We start from the raw sequence: 20,126 nt of genomic DNA, 5'->3' as shown, positions 1-20,126 counted from the left end.
CCGGCGGGGGCGGGAGATCAGAGGTCGGCGAAGAACCGGACCGCGTCGAGGTTCGGCAGGTTGACCTGGGCGTCGGCGGCCGCGCGCAGGGCGGGCTTGGCGTTGTAGGCCACGCCGAGCCCGGCGGCCGTGAGCATGTCGAGGTCGTTGGCGCCGTCGCCCACGGCGATGACGTCCTCGGGGGCGACGTCGAGCTCCTCGGCCCAGGTCCGCAGGCACCGCTCCTTGACGGTGCGGTCCACGACCTCGCCGAGCACCCTGCCGGTGAGCGTGCCGTCGACGACCTCGAGGGTGTTGGCCGCGTGCCGGGTGAGCCGCAGCTGCTCGGCGAGCGGGGTGAGGACGCCCAGGAAGCCGCCGGAGACCGCCGCCACGGCGTGCCCCTCCCGCAGGAAGGCCTTGACGAGCACGTCCGCGCCGGGGGAGAGCCGGACCGCGGCCAGGACCTCGTCGAGCACGGACGCGGGCAGCCCGGCGAGGGTCTCGACGCGCGCGAGCAGGGACTCGGCGAAGTCCAGCTCCCCGAGCATGGCCGCCCGGGTCACAGCGGCGACCTCGGCCTCGCGCCCCGCGTGGGCGGCGAGCATGTCCACCACCTCCTGCTGGATGAGCGTGGAGTCGACGTCCATGATGAGCAGCTTCTTGCGCCCGGGGTCGAAGAGGGTGGTCGGCACCACGTTGACGTCCACGCCCGGCAGCATCTGGGTCAGCGGGTCGGGGCGCAGGGCGGCGAGCAGGGCGGTCGCGTCGGAGCCGTGCACGAGCGCCGTGAAGGCGTTGTAGCCGGGGACCTCCGAGTCCGGCCCGGCCGAACCGGGGCCGGTGACCCGCACCGTGGAGAAGCGCTCGACCTCGGCGCCGGCGTCCTGCACGAGGGTGAGGATGCGCTCACGGGCCTCCGGGTCCGGATTCTGGGCAAACGCGATGACGGCGAGGTCGGTGGTCATGTGCGCCAGCTTATCGGCAGGCGCGGGCAACGGCCGACCGGGGCCCTCACTCGGGGCGGAGCACCGCGACGTCGGAGACGAGTTCGATGTGCTCGGCCATCGCGCGGGCCGCCCGCTCGGGCTCCCGGTCGCGGATGGCGTCCACGATCGTCCGGTGGGACTCCAGGGACCGTTCGGGGCGGCCCTGCTGGCTCAGGGACTCGATGCGGGTCTCCCGCACGAGTCCGGAGATCTCGGTCATCATCCGCGCCAGGACCGAGGAGTGGGCGGCGGCGGTGACCGCGGCGTGGAACAGCTCGTCGCCCTCCAGCCCGCGGCCGCCCCCGGCGATGTCCTGCGCCATGAGCGCCAGGGCGTGCTCGATGGCGGACAGGTCCTCGGGGGTGCGCCGGGCCGCGGCCAGGGCGGCGATCTTGGTCTCCACGGCGCTGCGGGCGTCGACGATGTCCGGCAGCCGATCGGCGTGCTCGCGCAGTCCCCGCAGCACCACGGCGCTGGAGGGCCGGTAGCGCAGCACCGCCCCGCTGCCGTGCTGCACGTCGATCACCCCGAGCACCTCCAGCGCCACCAGGGCCTGGGCGACGGTGGCCCGGGAGACGCCCAGGCTGTCGGCGAGGTCCCGCTCCGGGGGGAGCCGGTCCCCGGTCTCGAGCCGGTCCTGGATGACGTGGTCCAGCAGCCGCTCCACCACCTGCTCGTAGAGCCGAGGGCGTTCCACCCGGTCGATCCTGTTGGGCCCTGCCATGTCCGTCCTCCCCGGTCGCACGCCGCCGGGGCGTCCCGGCGGCGCGGCACCACCCAGTGGCGTCTGGCCCCTATGCTAGCCCAACCATTGACAAGGACCCCTAGTGTCCTATTGGCTAGTCCAAAACTGGCGGTGTGATCCACACCACTGTTCCCGCAGGAGCTCCACCCTCACCGGCGGGACCGTCCTCGTCCGAAGGAAGACCCATGGGCCCAGAAGTGCTCTCCATCATCATCCTGGCCGCGATGTTCGTCGTGGCCACCGTCCTGCCCGTCAACATGGGGGCGCTGGCCTTCGTGGGCGCGTTCGTGCTGGGGGTGTTCGTCCTCGGGATGGACACCGACCAGATCCTCGAGGCGTTCCCCGGCGGGCTGTTCCTCACCATCGTGGGGGTGACCTATCTGTTCGCCATCGCCCAGAAGAACGGCACCGTGGACCTGCTCGTGCAGGCAGCGGTGAAACTGGTGGGCAGCCGGGTCGCGCTGATCCCGTGGATCATGTTCTTCATCACCGCCGTGATCACCGCCGTGGGCGCCCTGTCCCCGGCCGCCGTGGCGATCATCGCCCCGATCGCGCTGAGCTTCGCCGCCAAGTACAAGATCAATCCCCTGATGATGGGCATGATGGTCATCCACGGCGCCCAGGGCGGCGGCTTCTCGCCGATCTCCGTCTACGGAGTGACCGTCAACGGCATCGTCGCCGGGGCCGGCCTGGACGTCAGCCCCACCGCGGTGTTCCTCTCCAGCCTGGTCTTCAACCTGCTGATCGCCGTGGGCCTGTTCGTGACCCTCGGCGGGCGCGGCCTCGTCTCCGCCCGCGCCGAGGACTTCGTGGAGCGGGCCTCCGAGGCCCGCCTGTCCCGCAGCCGGGTCGCCGCCGGGCACGCCGGGGACCGGGACGTGGACTTCAAGGGCTTCGGCTCGGGCATGTACGGTCCCCGTGACCCGGCCGGATCCTCCGGGCCCCCGGTCCGGCGCGAGGGCAGGGACGGACTGCTCCCGCAGGCCGCCACCATCCTGGGCCTGGTCGTGCTGGCCGTCGTCGCCCTGGGCTTCGGCGTGGACGTGGGCTTCGTGGCCATCACCGTCGCCGTCGTCCTGGCCCTGGTCTCCCCGAAGGCGCAGAAGGGCGCGGTCAACAAGATCGACTGGTCCACCGTGCTCCTGCTCGGCGGCATGCTCACCTTCGTCGGCGTGCTGCAGGAGGCGGGCACCATCGAGTACGTCTCCAACGGCGTGGCCGGCCTGGGGATGCCGCTGCTGGCGGCGCTGCTGATCTGCTACATCGGCGCGGTCGTCTCCGCCTTCGCCTCCTCGACCGCCATCCTCGCGGCGCTCATCCCCCTGGCCGTGCCCTTCCTGCTCGCGGGCGAGGTCGGGGCCACCGGGCTGATCTGCGCCCTGGCCGTGGCCTCGACCATCGTCGACGTCTCCCCGTTCTCCACCAACGGGGCGCTCGTGCTGGCCAACGCCCCCGCCGACGTGGACCGCGACGTCTTCTACAAGAAGATCCTCGTCTACGCCACCGGCGTCGTCGTCATCGGCCCGCTGCTGGTCTGGGCCGTGATGGTCGCCCCCGGCTGGCTGTAGCCCGCCGCCCCGCCCCGCCGATGCCCACCGACCCGATCCCGGAGGAACCCGCCATGACCGACATCCAGCCCGCCACCGGCACCCCGCCCCGCACCGCCCCCCAGGAGCCCTCGCCGTCCGGCGGCCCCCTGGCCGGCACCCTCGTCGTGGACCTGTCCCGGGCCCTCGCCGGCCCGCACGCGGCCATGATGCTCGCCGACCTGGGCGCGCGGGTCGTCAAGATCGAGAGCCCCGGCACGGGCGACGACACCCGCGGGTGGGGCCCGCCCTTCGTGGGACCCGAGGACGACCCGCAGGCCACGTACTTCCTGTCCTGCAACCGCAACAAGGAGTCCGTGGCCCTGGACCTCAAGTCCGAGGACGGCGGGCAGGTGCTCCGGGCGCTCGTGGAGCGCGCCGATGTCCTGGTGGAGAACTTCCGGCCCGGGGTGCTGGACCGGCTCGGCTTCTCCGTCGAGGAGCTGCACCGTCTGAACCCCCGCCTGGTGGTGCTCTCCATCACCGGCTTCGGCCACGACGGTCCGGAGTCCCGGCGCTCCGGCTACGACCAGATCGTCCAGGGCGAGGCCGGCCTCATGTCGCTCACCGGTTCCGGCCCGGACGACCCCCAGCGGGTGGGCGTGCCCATCGCCGACCTGCTGGCCGGGATGAACGGCGCCTACGGCGTGCTGGCCGCCCTCTACGAGCGCGAGCGCACGGGGGCGGGGAAGGTCGTGCGCACCTCGCTGCTGTCCTCGGTGGTCGGGGTGCACGCCTTCCAGGGCACCCGCGCCACCGTGGCCCACGAGGTGCCGCGGGCCCAGGGCAACCACCACCCCTCCATCGCGCCCTACGGCCTGTTCGCCTGCCGCGGCGGGAAGGTGCAGATCAGCGTGGGCAGCGAGAAGCTGTGGCGCACCTTCGCCGGGGCCTTCGGGATCGACCCCGACCGGCCGGAGTTCGCGACCAACGCCGACCGCGTCCGCAACCGCCCGGCCGTGATCGCCGCCGTCGAGGAGGCCTTCGCCGCGCACGGTCCCGAGGAGCTGCTGGAGCTGCTGGCCGGGATCGGCATCCCGGCCGGGAAGGTCCGGACCCTGGACGAGGTCTACGCCTGGGAACAGGTGCGCTCGCAGGGGCTGGTCGTGGGCGTCGACCACGAGGTCCTCGGCCCCGTCGAGCTGCCCGGACCCGCGGTGCGGTTCTTCGCCCCCGGCGACACGGACGAGACGACACGGCGGGACCACGCCGCCCCGCCCGTGCTCGACCAGCACGGTGCCTCCGTCCGCGACTGGCTCGCGGGCACCGCGGCCGGGGCCGGCCCCACCGGGAACACCACCGACCCGAAGACGGAGGCCCTCCGATGACCGCTCAGCCCCTCCCCGAGATGTCCACCGGCGCCCTGGAGGTCCGGCGGGAAGGCCCCGTGGCCTGGGTGGTCCTCGACCGCCCCGACCGGCGCAACGCCCTGTCCCCGGCGATGTGGGCGGCCCTGCCGGGCGTGCTGGAGAAGCTGGACGCCGACCCCGGCGTGCGGGTGATCGGGGTGCGCGGGGCGGGCGGGGTGTTCTCCGCCGGGGCCGACATCGCCGAGGTGTTCGAGTGCCTGGGGGAGCCCGGCACCGGGCTGCCCCGCGGCGGGCTGCTCACCGAGGCCGAGGCGGCCCTGGCCGCGGTGCACAAGCCCACCGTGGCGGCCCTGGAGGGGTACTGCATGGGCGGGGCCTGGATGCTGGCCGGCGCCTGCGACCTGCGCATCGCCACGGCCTCCCTGCGCATCGGACTGACCCCGGCCCGCATCGGCATCGTGTTCCCGGCCTCCGGGATCCAGCGCCTGGTCCGCCTGGTGGGCCGCGGCACGGCCTCCTACCTGCTGCTCACCGGCGACACCGTCACCGCCGCCGACGCCGAGCGGTGGGGCATGCTCACCCGCGTGGTGGAGGACGCCGGCTTCGAGACGGCCCTGGAGCAGCTGGTCACGGATCTGGCGGGGCGGTCCCAGCTCTCCGTGCAGGCCCACAAGCACCTGATCGGGCTCCCCTCCACCTACGAGGGCGAGGCGGCCGGGCTCGGCGCCGACGAGATCTCCGAGGCCCTGTTCCGGGAGGTCCTCGACGGACCCGACGCCCGCATCGGGCAGCGGGCGTTCCTGGCCAAGGAGACGCCTCGCTTCCGCTGGGCCGGGGAGGACTTCTGGGCCGCCCGCTCCGGCGCCGCCGGGAAGGGCCGGGAGCACCGCGCGTCGATCATCCGTGGGCGGTGGCCGCGCCGCTCCGCCCGTCCCTGACGCGGTGCGCACCGCACCGGCACGCCGGTGCGGTGCTCCGCGTGTCCTAGAGTGGCGGGTATGAGTGCTGTGGTGGAGATGGTGGACGTCAGCGTGGTCCGCGGACAGAAGACCCTGCTGGATTCCGTGGACTGGGTCGTCAACGACGGCGAGCGCTGGGTCATCCTCGGCCCCAACGGCGCCGGCAAGACCACCCTGCTGTCCATCGCGGCCGCCCGCCTGCACCCCTCCCGGGGCATGGTCGACATCCTGGACGAGATCCTCGGCGCGGTGGACGTGTTCGAGCTGCGCCCCCGCATCGGGCTGACCTCCGCCGTGCTCGCCACCCAGATCCCCGACGCCGAGTCCGTGCGCAACTGCGTGGTCACCGCCGCGTACGGGGTGACGGGCCGGTGGATCGAGAGCTACGACGACGCCGACGAGGCCCAGGCGCAGGAGCTCATGGCCGCGTGGGGGATCGAGCACCTGGCGGAGCGCCGCTTCGGCTCGCTCTCGGAGGGGGAGCGCAAGCGCGTCCTGATCGCCCGCGCCCTGATGACCGACCCCGAGCTGCTGCTGCTCGACGAGCCCGCCGCCGGCCTGGACGTGGGCGGCCGGGAGGACCTGGTGGCCCGGCTGGACGAGCTGGCCCGCGACGGGGCGTCCCCGGCGATCGTCATGGTCACCCACCACCTCGAAGAGGTGCCCGACGCCTTCACCCACGCGCTGCTGCTGCGCGAGGGCCGTGTCGTGGCCGCGGGCCCCGTCCGCACGGTCATGACGCAGAAGAACCTCTCCGAGACCTTCGGCCTCCCGCTGAAGCTGGTGAAGGTCGGCAACCGCTTCGCCGCGTTCGGCCGGTCCTGACCCGACGTGGTGCCCGACACGCTCGCAGCCCTCGCCGCCGACTTCCCGTTCGAGTGGTGGCAGGCCGCCCTCATCCTGCTCGCCGGCGTCGCCGCCGGACTGATCAACACCATCGTCGGCTCGGGCACCCTCGTCACCTTCCCCGTGCTCGTGACCATGGGCGTCCCGCCCGTGACCGCGTCCATGTCCAACGCGATGGGCCTGATCGCCGGCAACCTCACCGGCGCCTGGAACTACCGCCACGAGCTCGCGGGCGTGGAACGGACCCTGCTCAAGCTCATCCCCTGCTCCGCGCTGGGCGGGGTGATCGGCGCGTGGCTGCTGCTGCACCTGCCCGAGGAGGTCTTCGGCTACGCCGCGCCGGGGCTGATCGTCGTCGCCCTCCTGTTCGTGGTCTTCCAGCCGCGGCTCCAGGCACTGGTGCGCCGGCGCAAGGACGAGCAGGCCGAGGCCGCCGCCGCGGCGGCCCGGGCCCGGGGGGAGGCCCCCCGCACCCTCGACCCGGACCGGGCCCCGCAGCCCGCGTCCCTGTACGTCCTGGTGTTCCTGGCCGGGATCTACGGCGGGTACTTCGTGGCCGCCCAGGGTGTGCTGCTGCTCGGCATCCTGGGCGTGTTCCTGCTCGCCTCGCTGCAGGCCGCCAACGCCGTCAAGGTGGTGCTGGTGGCGGCGGTGAACATCGTCGCCGCCGTGTCCTACATCCTCTTCGCGTTCGACCGGATCAACTGGTGGGTGGTGCTGCTCATCGCCCTCAGCTCCACGGTGGGCGCCTGGGCGGGGGCCAAGATCGGCCGCCGGCTCTCCCCGGTCCTGCTGCGCACCGTGATCGTGGTGCTCGGCGTCGTGGCCCTCGTGAGCCTCGTGTCCCAGCTGCTCTGAGACCGGCCGGGCGCCGGACGGGCTCCGGCTACCATTCGGGGCGGACCCTGTCCGCGGCCCCGACCCCGCCCGCCACGAACCCCGACCCCGAAGAGACCCCCGTGACCGACCTCTCCCAGATGATCCGCCTCGACAGCGCCGACGACCCCCGGGTGGCCGACTACGCCCGCCTGACCGACGTCAGGCTGCGGCGCAAGCTCGAGCCCGAGCGCGGCATGTACATCGCCGAGTCCTCCAAGGTGCTCCGCCGGGCGCTCGCGGCCGGGCACACCCCCCGGTCCTTCTTCATGGCGGAGAAGTGGCTGGAGGACCTCGCGGACGTCCTCGCCCAGCACCCGGACGTGCCCCTGTACGTCGGCCCGGACGAGGTGCTCGAGCAGATCACCGGCTTCCACCTGCACCGCGGCGCGATCGCGGCCATGCAGCGCCCGGAGCCGGTGGAGCTGGAGCGGCTCCTGGCGTCGTCGCACCGGGTGGCGGTCCTCGAGGACATCGTCGACCACACCAACGTGGGGGCGATCTTCCGCTCCGCCGCCGCGCTGGACGTCGACGCCGTGCTCGTCACCCCGCGCTGCGCCGACCCCCTGTACCGGCGCTCCATCCGGGTCTCCATGGGCACCGTGTTCCAGGTCCCGTGGACCCGGCTGCAGCACTGGACGGCCGACCTGCAGCGGATCAAGGACGCGGGCTTCACCACGGCGGCGCTCGCCCTGAGCGACGACTCGATCACCCTCCAGGAGCTGTCGGCGCGCCGCGACGAGCGGCTCGCCCTGGTCCTCGGCACCGAGGGGGACGGGCTGAGCGCCGCCACCGTCCACCACGCGGACCTCACCGTGCGGATCCCGATGTCCCACGGCGTGGACTCCCTCAACGTCGCCGCGGCCTCCGCCGTGGCCTTCTGGGAGACCCGGCCCGGCCGGTAGCCCTCCGGGCGCGCGGCCACGGGCCCGCCGCCCCCGGCCACAGGTCACGGTTCGGGCGTCGATCACGGTGCGACCAGTGCCGTTGGCAAGTGCGAAGACTATCCTGGAGGGGTCTGCGAGGCCCGGTCCTTCCAACCGCGGCACCAGCCGGCGGCCGGGCGCAGAGGAACGATCGGGTGTGTCATGAAGAAGGTGATCTCGTGGCTGGCGGCAGTGGTGCTGGCCATGGGGCTGGGGCTCATCGTCCCCGGCAGCGCGAACGCCGCGGCCCCGTACTGCGGCATCACGTGGGGATCGGGGGCCAAGGCCCGCAGCGGTGAGGCGACCACGCCCCGCTACCCCCACGTCACGGACGTCCGGGCGGGGCAGCACCCCTGCTTCGACCGGATGGTGATCGACCTCGACGGCAGGCTGCGGGGCTACGACGTGCGCTACGCCCGCTTCACGGGCATCGGCTCCGGCGACCCCATCCCCCTGCGGGGGACCGACCTGGTGATCACGGCCAACGCCCCCGCCTACGACGGCAGGGGCAGGCCCACCTACGAGTTCGACGACCGGCGGGAGCTCGTGGACGTCGCCGGCTACCGCACGTTCCGCCAGGTCGCGTGGGGCGGCAGCTACGAGGCCCGCACCTCGGTCGGACTCGGCGTGCGCGCCCGGCTGCCGTTCCGGGTGTTCGTCCTCGACGGGCCGGGCCGGGGGTCCCGGCTCGTCGTGGACGTCGCCCACCGGTGGTGAGGCGCCCGCGGCCCGGGGCAGCGGCGCGGGGGAACGACACGCACCGGGCCCCGCGCGCCGCGGGACGGCGGGTGAATTTCCACCGGCGATCCGGTACGCTGGACCGCTGGTGCCCGATGCCCCCGCCCTTCCCGGACCGCGCGGACGGACGACGACGGCGCACCGCCCACCGAGCGAAACCGTGGCTGGCAAAATCCAGGCACCGACGACAAAGGTTTGAACCCCATGAAGACTGACATCCACCCGGACTACCACCCGGTCCTCTTCCGCGACCTGGCCTCCGGCAAGACGATCCTGACCCGTTCCACCGCCACCTCGAAGAAGACCGAGACGTGGGAGGACGGCAACGAGTACCCGATCATCGAGGTCGAGATCTCCTCGGAGTCCCACCCGTTCTACACCGGCAAGCAGCGCATCATGGACTCCGCCGGCCGCGTGGAGCGCTTCAACGCCCGCTTCAAGAACTTCGGCAAGTCCAGCAGCTGATCTCCGTCCCGCTCGCGGGGCCCCGCACGATCGCCCGCAGGCCCGGACCGCACCGGTCCGGGCCTGCGCCGTGCCCGCGGTCCCCGGCGTAGGCTGACCCGGGACCACCGGCACGGACGAGGGAAGGACACGGATGGCGCAGGAGCGGCGGCACGGGGAGTACAAGGTGCTGGGCGGCAAGCTCGTGGTCGCGGACCTGGACGTGGTCGACGGGCGGCTGGCCGACGTCTCCGTGAACGGGGACTTCTTCCTCGAGCCCGACGAGGCCCTCGAGGACATCAACGCGGCGCTCACCGGGCTCAGCGAGCACGCCTCACCGCAGGAGATCGTCGCGGCGGTCGAGGCGGCCCTCGCGCCCGACGTCGTGCTGTTCGGCTTCTCCCCACAGGCGATCGCCACCGCGGTCCGCCGGGCCCTGGCCCACGCCACGACGTGGGACGACCACGCGTGGGAGGTCATCCCGCCCACCGTCCGCCCCACCCTGGAGAACCTGGCGCTCGACGAGGTCCTCGCCCGCGAGGTGGGCGCGGGCCGGCGCCCGCCCGCCCTGCGCCTGTGGGACTGGGAGGAGCCGTCCGTGGTGATCGGGTCCTTCCAGTCCCTGCGCAACGAGGTGGACGCCGAGGGCGCCCGGCGGCACGGCGTCTCCGTGGTGCGCCGCGTCTCCGGGGGCGGGGCCATGTTCATGGAGGCGGGCAACTGCATCACCTACTCGCTGTACCTGCCGCAGACGCTCGTGGACGGGCTCAGCTTCTCGGAGTCCTACCCGTTCCTCGACCAGTGGGTCATGCAGGCGTTCCAGGAGATGGGCCTGGAGGCGTTCTACGTCCCGCTCAACGACATCGCCACCGAGCACGGCAAGATCGGCGGAGCGGCGCAGAAGCGCTTCGCGGGCGGCGGGATGGTCCACCACGTGACCATGAGCTACGACATCGACGCGCAGAAGATGACCGAGGTCCTGCGGATCGGCAAGGAGAAGCTCTCCGACAAGGGGCACCGCTCGGCCAAGAAGCGCGTGGACCCGCTGCGCCGGCAGACCGGCATGGCCCGCGCCGACGTCGTGGGCAAGCTCGTAGAGGTCTTCGCGGGCCGCTACGGCGCCGCGGAGGGCGCCGTCCGGGACACCGAGATCGCCGCCGCCCGCGAGCTCGTGCGCAACAAGTTCGCCACGCCGGAGTGGATCGCCCGGGTGCCCTGATCCGCTCGTGGCCCTTCTCCGCCCCCGGCTCTCCCAGCGACCTCCGGGCGACCTCCGAGCAGCGGCGGCCTAGCATGGGCGCACCGGCCGGGACAGGTGCCGCGACCGGCGTCCGCCCGACCCACCGAACGGGGAGCCTCTGATGACCGTCCACGACCGCGAATCCGCCCGCGACGCCGACCGTGGTGCCGAGCGTGGTGCCGAGCGCGCGCCGGCCGCGCCGCGCCGCCGCCCGGTCCGTCGCGTGCTACTGGTGCTCCTGGGTCTCGTGCTGGTCCTCGCCCTGGTGGCCGCCGCGTTCGTCTGGAACCTGGGACGGACCTTCGACGCCCGCAAGCGGGTCGTGGACGACGCGTTCCCCGCCGAGAGCGGGCGCCCCGCGGCGGGCTCCGCCCAGGACCGGGGCACCACCGTGCTGCTGCTCGGCGCCGACAGCCAGCCCGGCGGGCGGGCGGACGTGGGCGTGGAGGGGGTGCGGGCGGACACCATCATGCTGGTGCACCTTCCCGAGGACGGCGGCGAGGCCTACGTCATCTCCGTGCTGCGGGACACGTGGGTGCCGATCCCCGGGGTGGGGGAGGCGAAGATCAACGCCGCCCTCGATCTCGGCGGCGTCCCGCTGATGGTCGGGACGGTCGAGGACCTCTTCGGCACCCGGGTCGACCAGGTCGCCGAGGTGGACTTCGCCGGCTTCCAGGCCCTCACCGACGCCCTCGGCGGCGTGACCGTCGACGTGCCCCAGGACTTCGTGTCCAACGAGGGCATGACCTTCGAGCAGGGCCCCGAGCACATGGACGGGAAACGGGCGCTCGAGTTCGTCCGGGAGCGCAAGGCCTTCGAGGACGGGGACTTCCAGCGGGTGGAGAACCAGCGCAACTACGTCCAGTCCGCTCTCGAGCGGCTGCTCGGCCCGCAGACGCTGCTCAACCCGGTCCGGCTGCACACCGTGGTCAGCGACTTCTCGCCCTACCTGACGGTGAGCGAGGGGCTCGACGCGGCGTGGATCGCCGGGCTCGCCCCCGACCTGGCCGGTCTCTCCGCCGGGGACCTGCGGATGACCACGGCCCCCGATCAGGGCCTCGGCGTGTCCCCGGACGGGCAGTCCGTGGTCCTGCCCGACCTCGAGGCGATGGCGGGCATCGGCACGGCCGTCGCGGCGGACGATCTGGGCCCATATCTTGCTACGCTGAACCCTGACGATCAGTAGTTCCCCACCGGCCCCCGACCCGGCGTGGAACGTCTTCCCCCGCCCGCAGCACGCCCCGTGATCGACCGGGACGGCCCCTCTTGACCCCCCCCCGCGAGAAGGCCATGCCGCACACTCCCCGCCCCTTCAGTCCGGACGATGAGCCCGAGGCCTTCTGGCTGCCCGCGGCCCGGGTCCTCCCCGCCGCCGCGGCGCGACCCGCCGCCCGCGCCCTGCTGCGCAGTCCCTGGCCCGAGGCCGGGGCCGCCGTGGCCCGCACCCTGGGCCCGGACCCGCGCGCGGAGCGGCAGCTCGAGCACCGGCTCGGCCGGGCCCGCCGCCGGCGTCCCGCGCCGGGCGCGGCCCGCCGCCTCGCCGAGGCCGCCCTGTCCGCGGGCCGCGTGGCCGAGGCGGACCGGTTCCTCGCGCTGGTGCCGCCCGGCACCAGCGACCTCGCCGGCACGCGGGCCCGCCGGCACCGCCACGTCGGCCGGATCTCGGAGGCCGTGGTCGAGCTCCGGCGCGCCGTGGCCGCCGGGCGAGCCACGCCGGGGGAGCGCCGCCGGCTGCTCCACTACGAGGACGACCTGCGGCTGCTCTCCGGCTGGCGTCCCGCGCTCACCCCGGTGGTCGGTTACCGGCCGGAGGCCGCCTCCGTGCTGCACGTGCTGGCCGAGGCCCCGCCGCGCGCCCGGGGCCGCCGCGCGCCGCGCCACCACTCCCTGCTGTCCGCGACCGTGGCCCAGGGCTGGACCGTGACCGCTGTGACCCGCCCCGGTCCCGTGCCCGCCGACGGCCGGTCGCACGGGCCGGCGCCCGAGGTGCTCGACGGCGTCTCCTACCACCGGATCCTGCCCGCCCGCCGCGCGCTGCTGCCCACGGCACGACTGCAGCAGGAGGCGCAGGCCCTGCTCGAACTGGCCCTGCGCGCCCGGCCCGCCGTGCTGCACACGACGAGCCGCCCCGGCAACGGCCTCGTGACCCGCGCGGTGGCCGAGGCCCTGGGCATCCCGTGGGTCTACGAGGTGCGCGAGCTGCCGGCCGACCGGTGGGCGGCCTCCCGTCCCGCCGAGGCCGCCACGAGCGAGCGCCACGGGCTCGACTGCGCCCGGGAGGCCGAGGTCCTGGCCGCCGCGGCCGACGTGGTGACCACGAGCCGTGCGATGGGCGAGCGGGTGCGGGCGCTGACGCGGGCCCTGCCGGCCGGCCCCGTCCCGGTCCGCGTGGCGCTCCCCGCCGTGGACGGCCCCTACCTGGCGGATCCCCGACCCCTGCGGGAGGCGCGCCGGGTCCTCGGGCTGCCGGAGACGGCCCGGGTGGTGGGCGCGGTCGCGGACCTGGTGGAGCACGAGGGCCTCGACGACCTCCTGCGCGCCGCGGCCCTCGTGCGCGCCGACGTGCCGGAGCTGCTCGTGGTGGTCGTGGGCGAGGGCCCGGCGCGGCGGGAGCTCGAGCGCCTGGCCGCGGAGCTCGGCCTGGGCGACCGGGTCCGCTTCACGGGGCGGGTCCCGGGCGAGCAGGTCGTGCAGTACCACCAGGCGTTCGACGTGTTCGTGGTCGCCCGCAAGGACCGCCCGGTCACCCGGGCCGCGGCCCCGACCGAGTCCGTCGAGGCCCTGGCCACCGGGACCCCCGTGGTCGCCTCACGGCTGCCGGTGCTTGCCGAGACCGTGGCCGACGGCATCACCGGGATGCTCACCCCGCCGGAGGAGCCCGAGACCCTCGCCACGGTCCTGCGGATGATGCTCGAGTGCCCCGCCGTGCGCCGCTGCCTCGGCGGCGAGGGCCGGCGCCGGGTCGTGCCGGGACGGACGTGGCACGGCGTGGCCGCGGCGGCCGCGGAGGCCTACGACCACGTCACCGGGCGCGCCGGGACCGAGGAGGCCTCGGCCTGAGCGCGGTGCGCTCTCAGAGCAGGCCGAGGCGAGCGAGGCGGCGGCGTGCGGCCGCCTCGCTCGGCCCCGTCTCCCCGAGGGCGCGGCCGACCACCGCCAGGGTGAGCCCGGCGGCGCCGCGCGTGGGCAGCGGAACGGGGCCCAGCCGCGGACGCTCGAGACCGAGCAGGTCCAGCCGGTCCCCGGGCAGCGAGTCCACGACGGCGGCGAACAGGGCCCGGTAGCCCGGCAGCAGCACGGGGTCCAGGGGCGGGCGGCGCAGGAACGCCACGACGTCGTCCACCCGCGGGCCTCCGGCGAGGCGGGGGCCGAAGGACCGGAGGCGCTCGTCCAGCTCGGCCTCGGAGCGCGGCGGCCGCTCCACGCCCATCAGCCGGCCCGCCACGGCCCACTCCCGCACGTAGGCGTCCGGCCCGCCCGGGATCGTCCCGCCCCACCGCTGGTGGGAGCGCAGGAACGCGTCCGTGAACGCCAGGTGGACCCACTCGGCGAGCTCGGGGTCGTTCGCGCAGTACGGGCGCCGCACGCCGTCGGCCCCGGTGTAGGTGCCGCGCACGCCGTCGTGGATCCGGCGGACGTGCGCCGAGGCCCGGTGCGCGGCGGTGGTGTCCCCGTAAGTGACGGTGAAGATCCACCGGATGGTCCCGGCGAGGCGCCCCAGGGGGTCGCTCCGGTAGTCCGAGTGCTCGACGACGCCGGCCAGCGCCCCCGGGTGCAGGGCCTGGGTGAGCAGGGCGCGAACGCCCGCGGGGATGGTCGCCATCGACCCGTGCACGGCCCACACCGCCGAACCGGGCCGGAAGTGCCCGGCGTCCTGGCCGTCGGCCAGCGCCAGCTCCCACTCCGGCACGCGGTCCGCCTGTCCGGCGAAGGTCGTGCGCAGCCTGTCCTGCAGCGGCGCCATCAGTCCCACGTCGAGCCCCTTCCGTCCCGGTGACCGGTCGGGCCCATCATGGCCGCCGCCTCCGACATCCGCGGCGGCGCGCCGCGCAGGACCGCGCCCGGATCCGCCACCGGGGCGGGGCCGCAACGGGCAGGGTCGGGAGCTCAGGGCCGTTCGGAGCCCCCGGGGACCAGTCCGGCCAGGGGCCCGCCCTGGAGGAAGCGCACGAGGGCGGGGGAGCGGGTGACCACCGTCTCCTGGTAGCGGCCCGGCAGCTCGGGGTCCTTGCCGATGACCAGCTGCTCGACGTCGTCGTCCAGGAACATCGCCATGGTGCCCCGCAGCAGCTCCAGCACCGCGTCGTCGCCGAGCAGGGCGCGCACGGCGCCGGGCAGCCGGACGGTGCGCGCACCGTCGAGGACCAGGTCTGCGAAGTTGGGCGTGTCGCCCTCGGACCACCGGGCCGTGGACGCGGCGGCGACCGCCCCGACGGCCTCGACCGCGAGGGTCACGACGATGGTCGCCTCCGTCAGCGCCGTCCGGACGTCCTCCGCGCGGCCCCGCTCGCGGTTCCGCCGCCAGCGGCTCGGACGGGTGCGGTCCACCACCAGGTACTCCAGCTGCAGCCGGCCCCGGCAGTCCTCCAGGAAGGAGACGGTGACGGTCTCGGCGGGGCAGTCCTCCCGGACGGCGGCGTAGGCCCGGCGCAGCAGGTCCTGCAGGTCGGTGGAGCCGCGTCCGAGCGTGCGCGCCGAGAGGCGCACGGGCCGGCCGTGCTCGTCGAGGCAGCGCACCGTGATCGGGACGCGTGCCACCGTGGTGTCGAGGGGGGAGTCCACGCTGACGTCAGGCCTTCCTGTGCGGTCGGGGAGAGGTCATCAGTCTAGATGCGCAGTCATGATCTGCCCGCGCCCGACCCGTCGCCCGTTGTGGGGACAACCGTGCTCTCACCAGCGGCGACGGCCGGGCCGGAGGCGTTTCCGCGGTCCGGTCCGGCCGTCCCTCCGTGCGCAGGGCCGATCAGGGCCAGGAGCCCTCCTCGGCGTGGGCGACGAACAGCTCGCGGATCTCGCACCCGCGGGGCTGGCCGAGGGCGAACAGGACGGCGTTTGCGACGTTCTCCGGATCGTTGAGCTGGGAGTCGTCCTGGGGCTTGTACTGCTCGTCCCGGTCGTCGAAGAAGCGCGTCTTCATGCCGCCGGGGATGAGCTGGGTGACGCCGACCTCGCCCTTGAGCTCCGCGGCGAGGGCCTGGGTGAAGCCCAGCACCCCGAACTTGGAGGCGCAGTACGCCGTCGCGTCCGAGACGCCCTTCAGCGCCAGGGTGGAGGCCACGGTGACGACCCGCCCCCGGGACTCCCGCAGGGCGGGCAGCGCCGCACGCACCGTGGACACGGTGCCGAACAGGTTGACCTGCACGACCTTCTCCCACTCGGTGCTCGCCACGTCCTCGAGCCGGCCGCAGCGGTCGATGCCGGCCGCGGTGACGACCGCGTCCAGGCCGCCGGCGTCCGTCACGGCCCGGCGCACCGTCTCGGTCACCGCGGCGGTGTCCGCCACGTCGACCTCGTAGGCGGTGACGCCGGTGAGCGTGCTGATGTCCCGGTCCAGGACGATGGGGGTGCCGCCGTTGTCGCGGACCGCCTCCGCCACGGCGGCGCCGAGCCCGGAGGCACCGCCGGTGATCAGCACCCGGCCGGGATTGGTGGGCTGGAGACTCATGCAACTTCCTCTCTGCTGGACACGGCCGCGCCCACGGCCGGTGCCGCGGGCGGGCGTGCTGCTCCTCGTCGGAACAGGGGGCAGGCGCCGCGGGTGCGGCGGCCTGGTCCCTGCTACCGTAGCCGCTCCCGAGCCGTTCATCAGTATGCTCATCAGGACGGCCCCCGGGGTGTCCGCACCCGCACGGCCGGAGGACGCCCGCCCGCACGGAGAAGGAGTTCCATGACCACCGCAGCACCCGCCACCGCCCCGACGACCGAGCTCACCGTGCAGGATCCGCGGGACGGGTCCACGGTCGGCACCCTGGCCGCCGCCACGGAGGAGGAGGTGCGGGCCGCGGTCGCTGCCGCCCGCGGCGCCGCCCGGGACTGGGCCCGGACCGCCCCCGAGGAGCGCGGGAAGGCCCTGCGCGCGGCCGCCGACCGCCTGGCCGCCCACGCCCAGGAGCTCGCCGAGCTCAACGCCCGCGAGACCGGCAAGCCCGTCGAGGAGTCCCTGGGCGGGGTGATGGCCGGGGTCGGCACACTCCACCAGTACGCCGAGCTCGGCCCGGTGCACCGGGGCCACAGCCTGCGCGGCAGCGTGCTCGCGGCCGACTACACGGTCGCGGAGCCGCGCGGCGTCGTCGTCGCCCTCACCCCCTGGAACGACCCCGTGGCCGTGGCCGCGGGCCTGCTGGGCGCGGCGATCGTCACCGGCAACACCGTGGTGCACAAGCCGAGCGAGCGCTGCCCCCACGTCGGGGCCCGCCTCGGGGAGATCCTCGCCGGGGCCCTGCCGGCCGGGGTGCTCGGCACCGTCACCGGCGGCGCCGCCGTGGGGGAGTTGCTCACGGCGCTGCCCGGCGTCGACGTCCTCGCCCACGTCGGCTCCACCGCCACGGGGGAGGCCATCGCCCGCGCGGCGCTCGGCACCGGCGCCCACGTGGTCCGGGAGAACGGCGGCAACGACGCCCTGGTGGTCGACGACGACGTCGACCCCGTCTGGGCCGCCGGGCAGGCCGCACTCGGCGCGTTCGCGAACTCGGGCCAGATCTGCGTGGCGGTCGAGCGGATCTACGTCCACCGCGGCGTCGCCGAGCCGTTCCTCGAGGCGCTCGCCGAGGAGGCGCGCCGGCGCAACACCGACGGCACGCTCGCGCCGCTGGTCGACGAGCGGCTGCGCGAGGAGGTCCACCGCCAGGTCGCCGAGAGCGTCGCCCAGGGGGCGGTCGTGCTCGAGGGCGCCCAGGTCCCGGAGGGCCCCGGCGCGTTCTACCCGGCCACCGTGCTGCGCGGGTGCACCCCCGCGATGACCGTGATGACCGAGGAGACGTTCGGGCCCGTGGCGCCGGTCCAGGTCGTCGACAGCTTCGACGAGGGGCTCCGGCTGGCCGCCGCCGACCGCTACGGGCTGGCCGCGACCGTGCTCACCGGGCGGATCGCCCACGCCCAGCGCGCCGTGGCCGAGCTGCCGGTGGGCACGCTCAAGGTCAACAACGTCTTCGGCGGCGCCCCGGGCGGTGCGGCGCAGCCACGGCGGGCGTCCGGCGCGGGCTTCGGCTACGGCCCCGAGCTCCTCGACGAGATGACCCAGGTGAAGGTCGTGCACTTGGAGATGCCGCCCGCGGCCAGCTGAGAACCACTGGCTCCTTTACCATCCGACCCGTGCATCGGGAGTCCTCGCACGGCGCTGTGGACGGCGCCCAGGATGAGTCTTGGATCTCCGCCCACGGTCGCGTGCGTGACCGGGCTCATTGCGCTCCTGACTCTCATCGCGGCCGGGGTGGGCAGCGTCCTGGGAGTATTACCGCCCTCTCCGCTGCCTCAGGACGCGCGTTGCTGCATCTCAGCGCCGCGCGGGCCCAGGTCAATCTTCAGTGAATCGCGGTGGCGCCCCGGCCCACCGGAAGTCCCACATCGGCGGAGTTCCGCAGCTATCTGGAATCGGTGCTGACGGGGCCCGGTCTGCGCCTGGAAACTCAGGTCGCCGTGGTATCCACCGGTGCTATCGTCAGCACTTCGCCGCTGCTCCGGTGCACAACGTGGTGGCGGTCCTGCCCGGCACCGATCCCACGGGATGCATTCTCCTGGTCGTCCACCACGGCAATCAGCCCTTGACACCGGGTGCGGGTGACAACGGAGCAGCCGCGGCCGCGCTGCTGGAGACGGCACGGGCGCTCGCCGAGGGCCCGCGCCCGCGCATTGATGTCGTGCTTGTCCTTAACGACGCCGAGGAGAACTTCCTGTTCGGCGCCGAGGCGTTCGTGAATGAGCACCCCTTGGCCGCAGACGGGGGCTGGTGCTCAACTTGGAGGCGCGAGGCTCCGCCGGCCGGAAGACCGCCCGGCGGGGGTCCACCCCGGGACCCTCCAGCACCAAGGCACGAACGCCCTGGCCATGACCCGCGCGCTGGGGGACATGGGCGTTCCCACCCTGATCGACCCCAGCGACACCGACATCACGCACTTCCGGGTCCTGAGGCTTCTAGTGCAGTATCCGGCGGGGTGGACGTGGCCCTTGGCTGCGCTGGCAACAGCGACCGTCGTGGGGGCGACTGCCGCGGCCCCTCGTCGTGGCACGGTGACGGGCGTCGGCGTGGTGACGGGTCTTGTGGCCGCCACGGTGCCACTGGCCGCAACTTCGTTGCTGACCCGGCCGTTGTGGTAGCTCGTCGTGGCCCTGCACTCGGGATACGCCCAGATGCTCGGCCCTTGGCGGCCGGGGTGGTGTCGGGCAGCGGTGCTCGCTTTGGTCCTGGCCGTGTTCCTGGCCTGGTACGCATTGGTGTGCCAGCGGATCGGAGCCGGCGGGCTCCTCGGCGTTCTCGGTGTCCTCGCCATCACGGGCATCGTGCTGCCCGCCGTCGTTCCCCGAGGAGCCAACCTGGCCGCCCTCGCCACCTGCGGAGCGGTCTTTGCTGCCACCTCGGCACGGAGATCCGCCCTCGCCGCCGTCCACGGGGCGGCGGTGGTCGTTCTGGTGCTCGAGCCCACCGTGGTCCTCGTCTTCCCTGCCTGCGGGCTCGACGGGGCGGAGCAGCACGCTCGTGGCGGCCCTCCTGGTCCTGGTCCTCGTGCCCGCGCTGGAGACAGTCTTCCCCGACCTCGTTTCCTCCGGCAGGGGGCCTGCCGGCGCTCGCGCTGACTGCCCTCGCTGCCTCGTGCTTTGTCGTCGGCCTGGTGATGGACCGCTTCGACGCCGCTCACCCGGGCCCGTCCCACCTCGCCTATGCGGTAGACGCAGACACCGGCGGGCCGTGTGGGCCGGCTTGGACGGCCGACCGGAAGACTGGGCGGTGTCCTACCTGACCGGCCGGGAGGATCTCTCGCGCAGCTTTCCGGTACTCGGTGGAGACCTGGCCACGGGTCCGGCGTGAGCGGCGGCGCTGCCGGCCTCGCGGGTGGGCATCGAGTCCGATCACGCATAAGGAGACGTGCGCACAGTTCTGCGCCGGATCAAGCCCCGGCGTGAGGTGGAATCCGTCCACGTCTCTGTTCCGGAAGGTGTGGTGCTGGAGGCGGCGTGGTGCTGGGGGTGGAACTGATGGGGCATGCGGCCGCGACCCGCGTTGAGCGCGGCCGGTTCGAAGGCTGGTTCCTCGCGTCCCCGCCCGAGAGCGCCACGCCGCGCCTGGTCCTCACCAGGAGCGGACCGGTCTCGATCCGCGTCCTTGACGTCAGCCACGGCCTGAAGGGGAGACTGAGCCGCACCTCTCGGCCGCCTGGAGTGGGCATCGGCGGGGACTGCATCGCAGACGCGTTGGTCGTCGGGCGGACGGAGCGCCTGGACTGAGCAAGCAGATCGCGCTCGTAGCCCGATGGTCCCAGGCCGTGGGCAGGTGC

The 20,126-nt window shown here is 74.1% G+C and carries 18 protein-coding genes; 13 read left to right on the top strand and 5 right to left on the bottom strand.

Features of this window, described 5'->3' with window-relative positions; genetic code table 11:
* Window positions 1–17: 17 nt before the first annotated feature.
* Both serB and RF644_RS08585 read right to left on the bottom strand, forming a co-directional pair.
* Complete coding sequence (serB, locus tag RF644_RS08590) at window positions 18–947, bottom strand: phosphoserine phosphatase SerB (protein WP_017834351.1); 930 nt, start codon at window positions 945–947, stop codon at window positions 18–20.
* Window positions 948–993: 46 nt separating this feature from the next.
* Complete coding sequence (locus RF644_RS08585) at window positions 994–1,692, bottom strand: FadR/GntR family transcriptional regulator (protein ID WP_017834350.1); 699 nt, start codon at window positions 1,690–1,692, stop codon at window positions 994–996.
* 206 nt (window positions 1,693–1,898) lie between these two features.
* Here RF644_RS08585 and RF644_RS08580 point away from each other — a divergent pair, with 206 nt between their 5' ends.
* The 11 genes from RF644_RS08580 (at window position 1,899) to RF644_RS08530 (ending at window position 13,698) form a co-directional block, all read left to right on the top strand.
* Entirely contained in the window at window positions 1,899–3,281 is a 1,383-nt protein-coding gene (locus RF644_RS08580; RefSeq protein WP_368796218.1) for an SLC13 family permease, read from the top strand.
* Between the two features lie 53 nt (window positions 3,282–3,334).
* Entirely contained in the window at window positions 3,335–4,627 is a 1,293-nt protein-coding gene (locus RF644_RS08575) for a CaiB/BaiF CoA transferase family protein (protein WP_368796217.1), read from the top strand.
* The gene (locus RF644_RS08570; protein WP_368796216.1) at window positions 4,624–5,547 is read left to right on the top strand and encodes an enoyl-CoA hydratase/isomerase family protein; all 924 of its coding nucleotides are present in this window, start codon (window positions 4,624–4,626) and stop codon (window positions 5,545–5,547) included. Before RF644_RS08575 ends, RF644_RS08570 begins: the two co-directional genes overlap by 4 nt.
* Before the next feature lie 60 nt (window positions 5,548–5,607).
* The gene (locus tag RF644_RS08565; RefSeq protein WP_368796215.1) at window positions 5,608–6,393 is read left to right on the top strand and encodes an ABC transporter ATP-binding protein; all 786 of its coding nucleotides are present in this window, start codon (window positions 5,608–5,610) and stop codon (window positions 6,391–6,393) included.
* A 6-nt stretch (window positions 6,394–6,399) separates the two neighbouring features.
* Window positions 6,400–7,272: a sulfite exporter TauE/SafE family protein gene (locus RF644_RS08560; RefSeq protein WP_368796214.1), complete on the top strand. Its 873-nt coding sequence runs from the start codon at window positions 6,400–6,402 to the stop codon at window positions 7,270–7,272.
* 119 nt (window positions 7,273–7,391) lie between these two features.
* Window positions 7,392–8,195 carry a TrmH family RNA methyltransferase gene (locus tag RF644_RS08555; protein ID WP_368796399.1) on the top strand — a complete coding sequence of 268 codons (804 nt, stop codon included), beginning with the start codon at window positions 7,392–7,394 and terminating at the stop codon, window positions 8,193–8,195.
* A gap of 183 nt (window positions 8,196–8,378) precedes the next feature.
* Complete coding sequence (locus RF644_RS08550; RefSeq protein WP_368796213.1) at window positions 8,379–8,933, top strand: hypothetical protein; 555 nt, start codon at window positions 8,379–8,381, stop codon at window positions 8,931–8,933.
* Window positions 8,934–9,158: 225 nt separating this feature from the next.
* Complete coding sequence (locus tag RF644_RS08545; RefSeq protein ID WP_017834341.1) at window positions 9,159–9,419, top strand: type B 50S ribosomal protein L31; 261 nt, start codon at window positions 9,159–9,161, stop codon at window positions 9,417–9,419.
* 133 nt (window positions 9,420–9,552) lie between these two features.
* Window positions 9,553–10,617, top strand: coding sequence for a biotin/lipoate A/B protein ligase family protein (locus RF644_RS08540; RefSeq protein WP_368796212.1), 1,065 nt, complete (start codon window positions 9,553–9,555; stop codon window positions 10,615–10,617).
* 142 nt (window positions 10,618–10,759) lie between these two features.
* Complete coding sequence (locus RF644_RS08535; RefSeq protein ID WP_368796211.1) at window positions 10,760–11,824, top strand: LCP family protein; 1,065 nt, start codon at window positions 10,760–10,762, stop codon at window positions 11,822–11,824.
* Between the two features lie 104 nt (window positions 11,825–11,928).
* Window positions 11,929–13,698: a glycosyltransferase family 4 protein gene (locus RF644_RS08530; protein ID WP_368796210.1), complete on the top strand. Its 1,770-nt coding sequence runs from the start codon at window positions 11,929–11,931 to the stop codon at window positions 13,696–13,698.
* 13 nt (window positions 13,699–13,711) lie between these two features.
* Here RF644_RS08530 and RF644_RS08525 read toward each other — a convergent pair whose 3' ends face one another.
* The 3 genes from RF644_RS08525 to RF644_RS08515 all read right to left on the bottom strand — a co-directional run bounded on the left by RF644_RS08525 (window position 13,712) and on the right by RF644_RS08515 (window position 16,303).
* Window positions 13,712–14,602 carry an oxygenase MpaB family protein gene (locus RF644_RS08525; RefSeq protein WP_368796398.1) on the bottom strand — a complete coding sequence of 297 codons (891 nt, stop codon included), beginning with the start codon at window positions 14,600–14,602 and terminating at the stop codon, window positions 13,712–13,714.
* Window positions 14,603–14,745: 143 nt separating this feature from the next.
* A complete protein-coding gene (locus RF644_RS08520; RefSeq protein WP_368796209.1) occupies window positions 14,746–15,420 on the bottom strand; it encodes a hypothetical protein in 675 nt (224 codons plus the stop codon).
* 181 nt (window positions 15,421–15,601) lie between these two features.
* Window positions 15,602–16,303 carry an SDR family oxidoreductase gene (locus tag RF644_RS08515; RefSeq protein WP_115162636.1) on the bottom strand — a complete coding sequence of 234 codons (702 nt, stop codon included), beginning with the start codon at window positions 16,301–16,303 and terminating at the stop codon, window positions 15,602–15,604.
* Between the two features lie 222 nt (window positions 16,304–16,525).
* Here RF644_RS08515 and RF644_RS08510 point away from each other — a divergent pair, with 222 nt between their 5' ends.
* Together RF644_RS08510 and RF644_RS08505 are read left to right on the top strand one after the other, a co-directional pair.
* Window positions 16,526–17,920, top strand: coding sequence for an aldehyde dehydrogenase (locus RF644_RS08510; protein ID WP_368796208.1), 1,395 nt, complete (start codon window positions 16,526–16,528; stop codon window positions 17,918–17,920).
* Between the two features lie 241 nt (window positions 17,921–18,161).
* Window positions 18,162–19,592, top strand: coding sequence for a M28 family peptidase (locus tag RF644_RS08505; RefSeq protein ID WP_368796397.1), 1,431 nt, complete (start codon window positions 18,162–18,164; stop codon window positions 19,590–19,592).
* Window positions 19,593–20,126 lie beyond the last annotated feature (534 nt).

Source organism: Kocuria sp. CPCC 205258, assembly GCF_040981005.1.
GTDB classification, from domain to species: Bacteria; Actinomycetota; Actinomycetes; order Actinomycetales; family Micrococcaceae; genus Kocuria; species Kocuria rosea.
The sequence above is the reverse complement of the archived record's forward strand: the minus strand, read 5'-3'. Positions and strand labels throughout refer to the sequence as shown.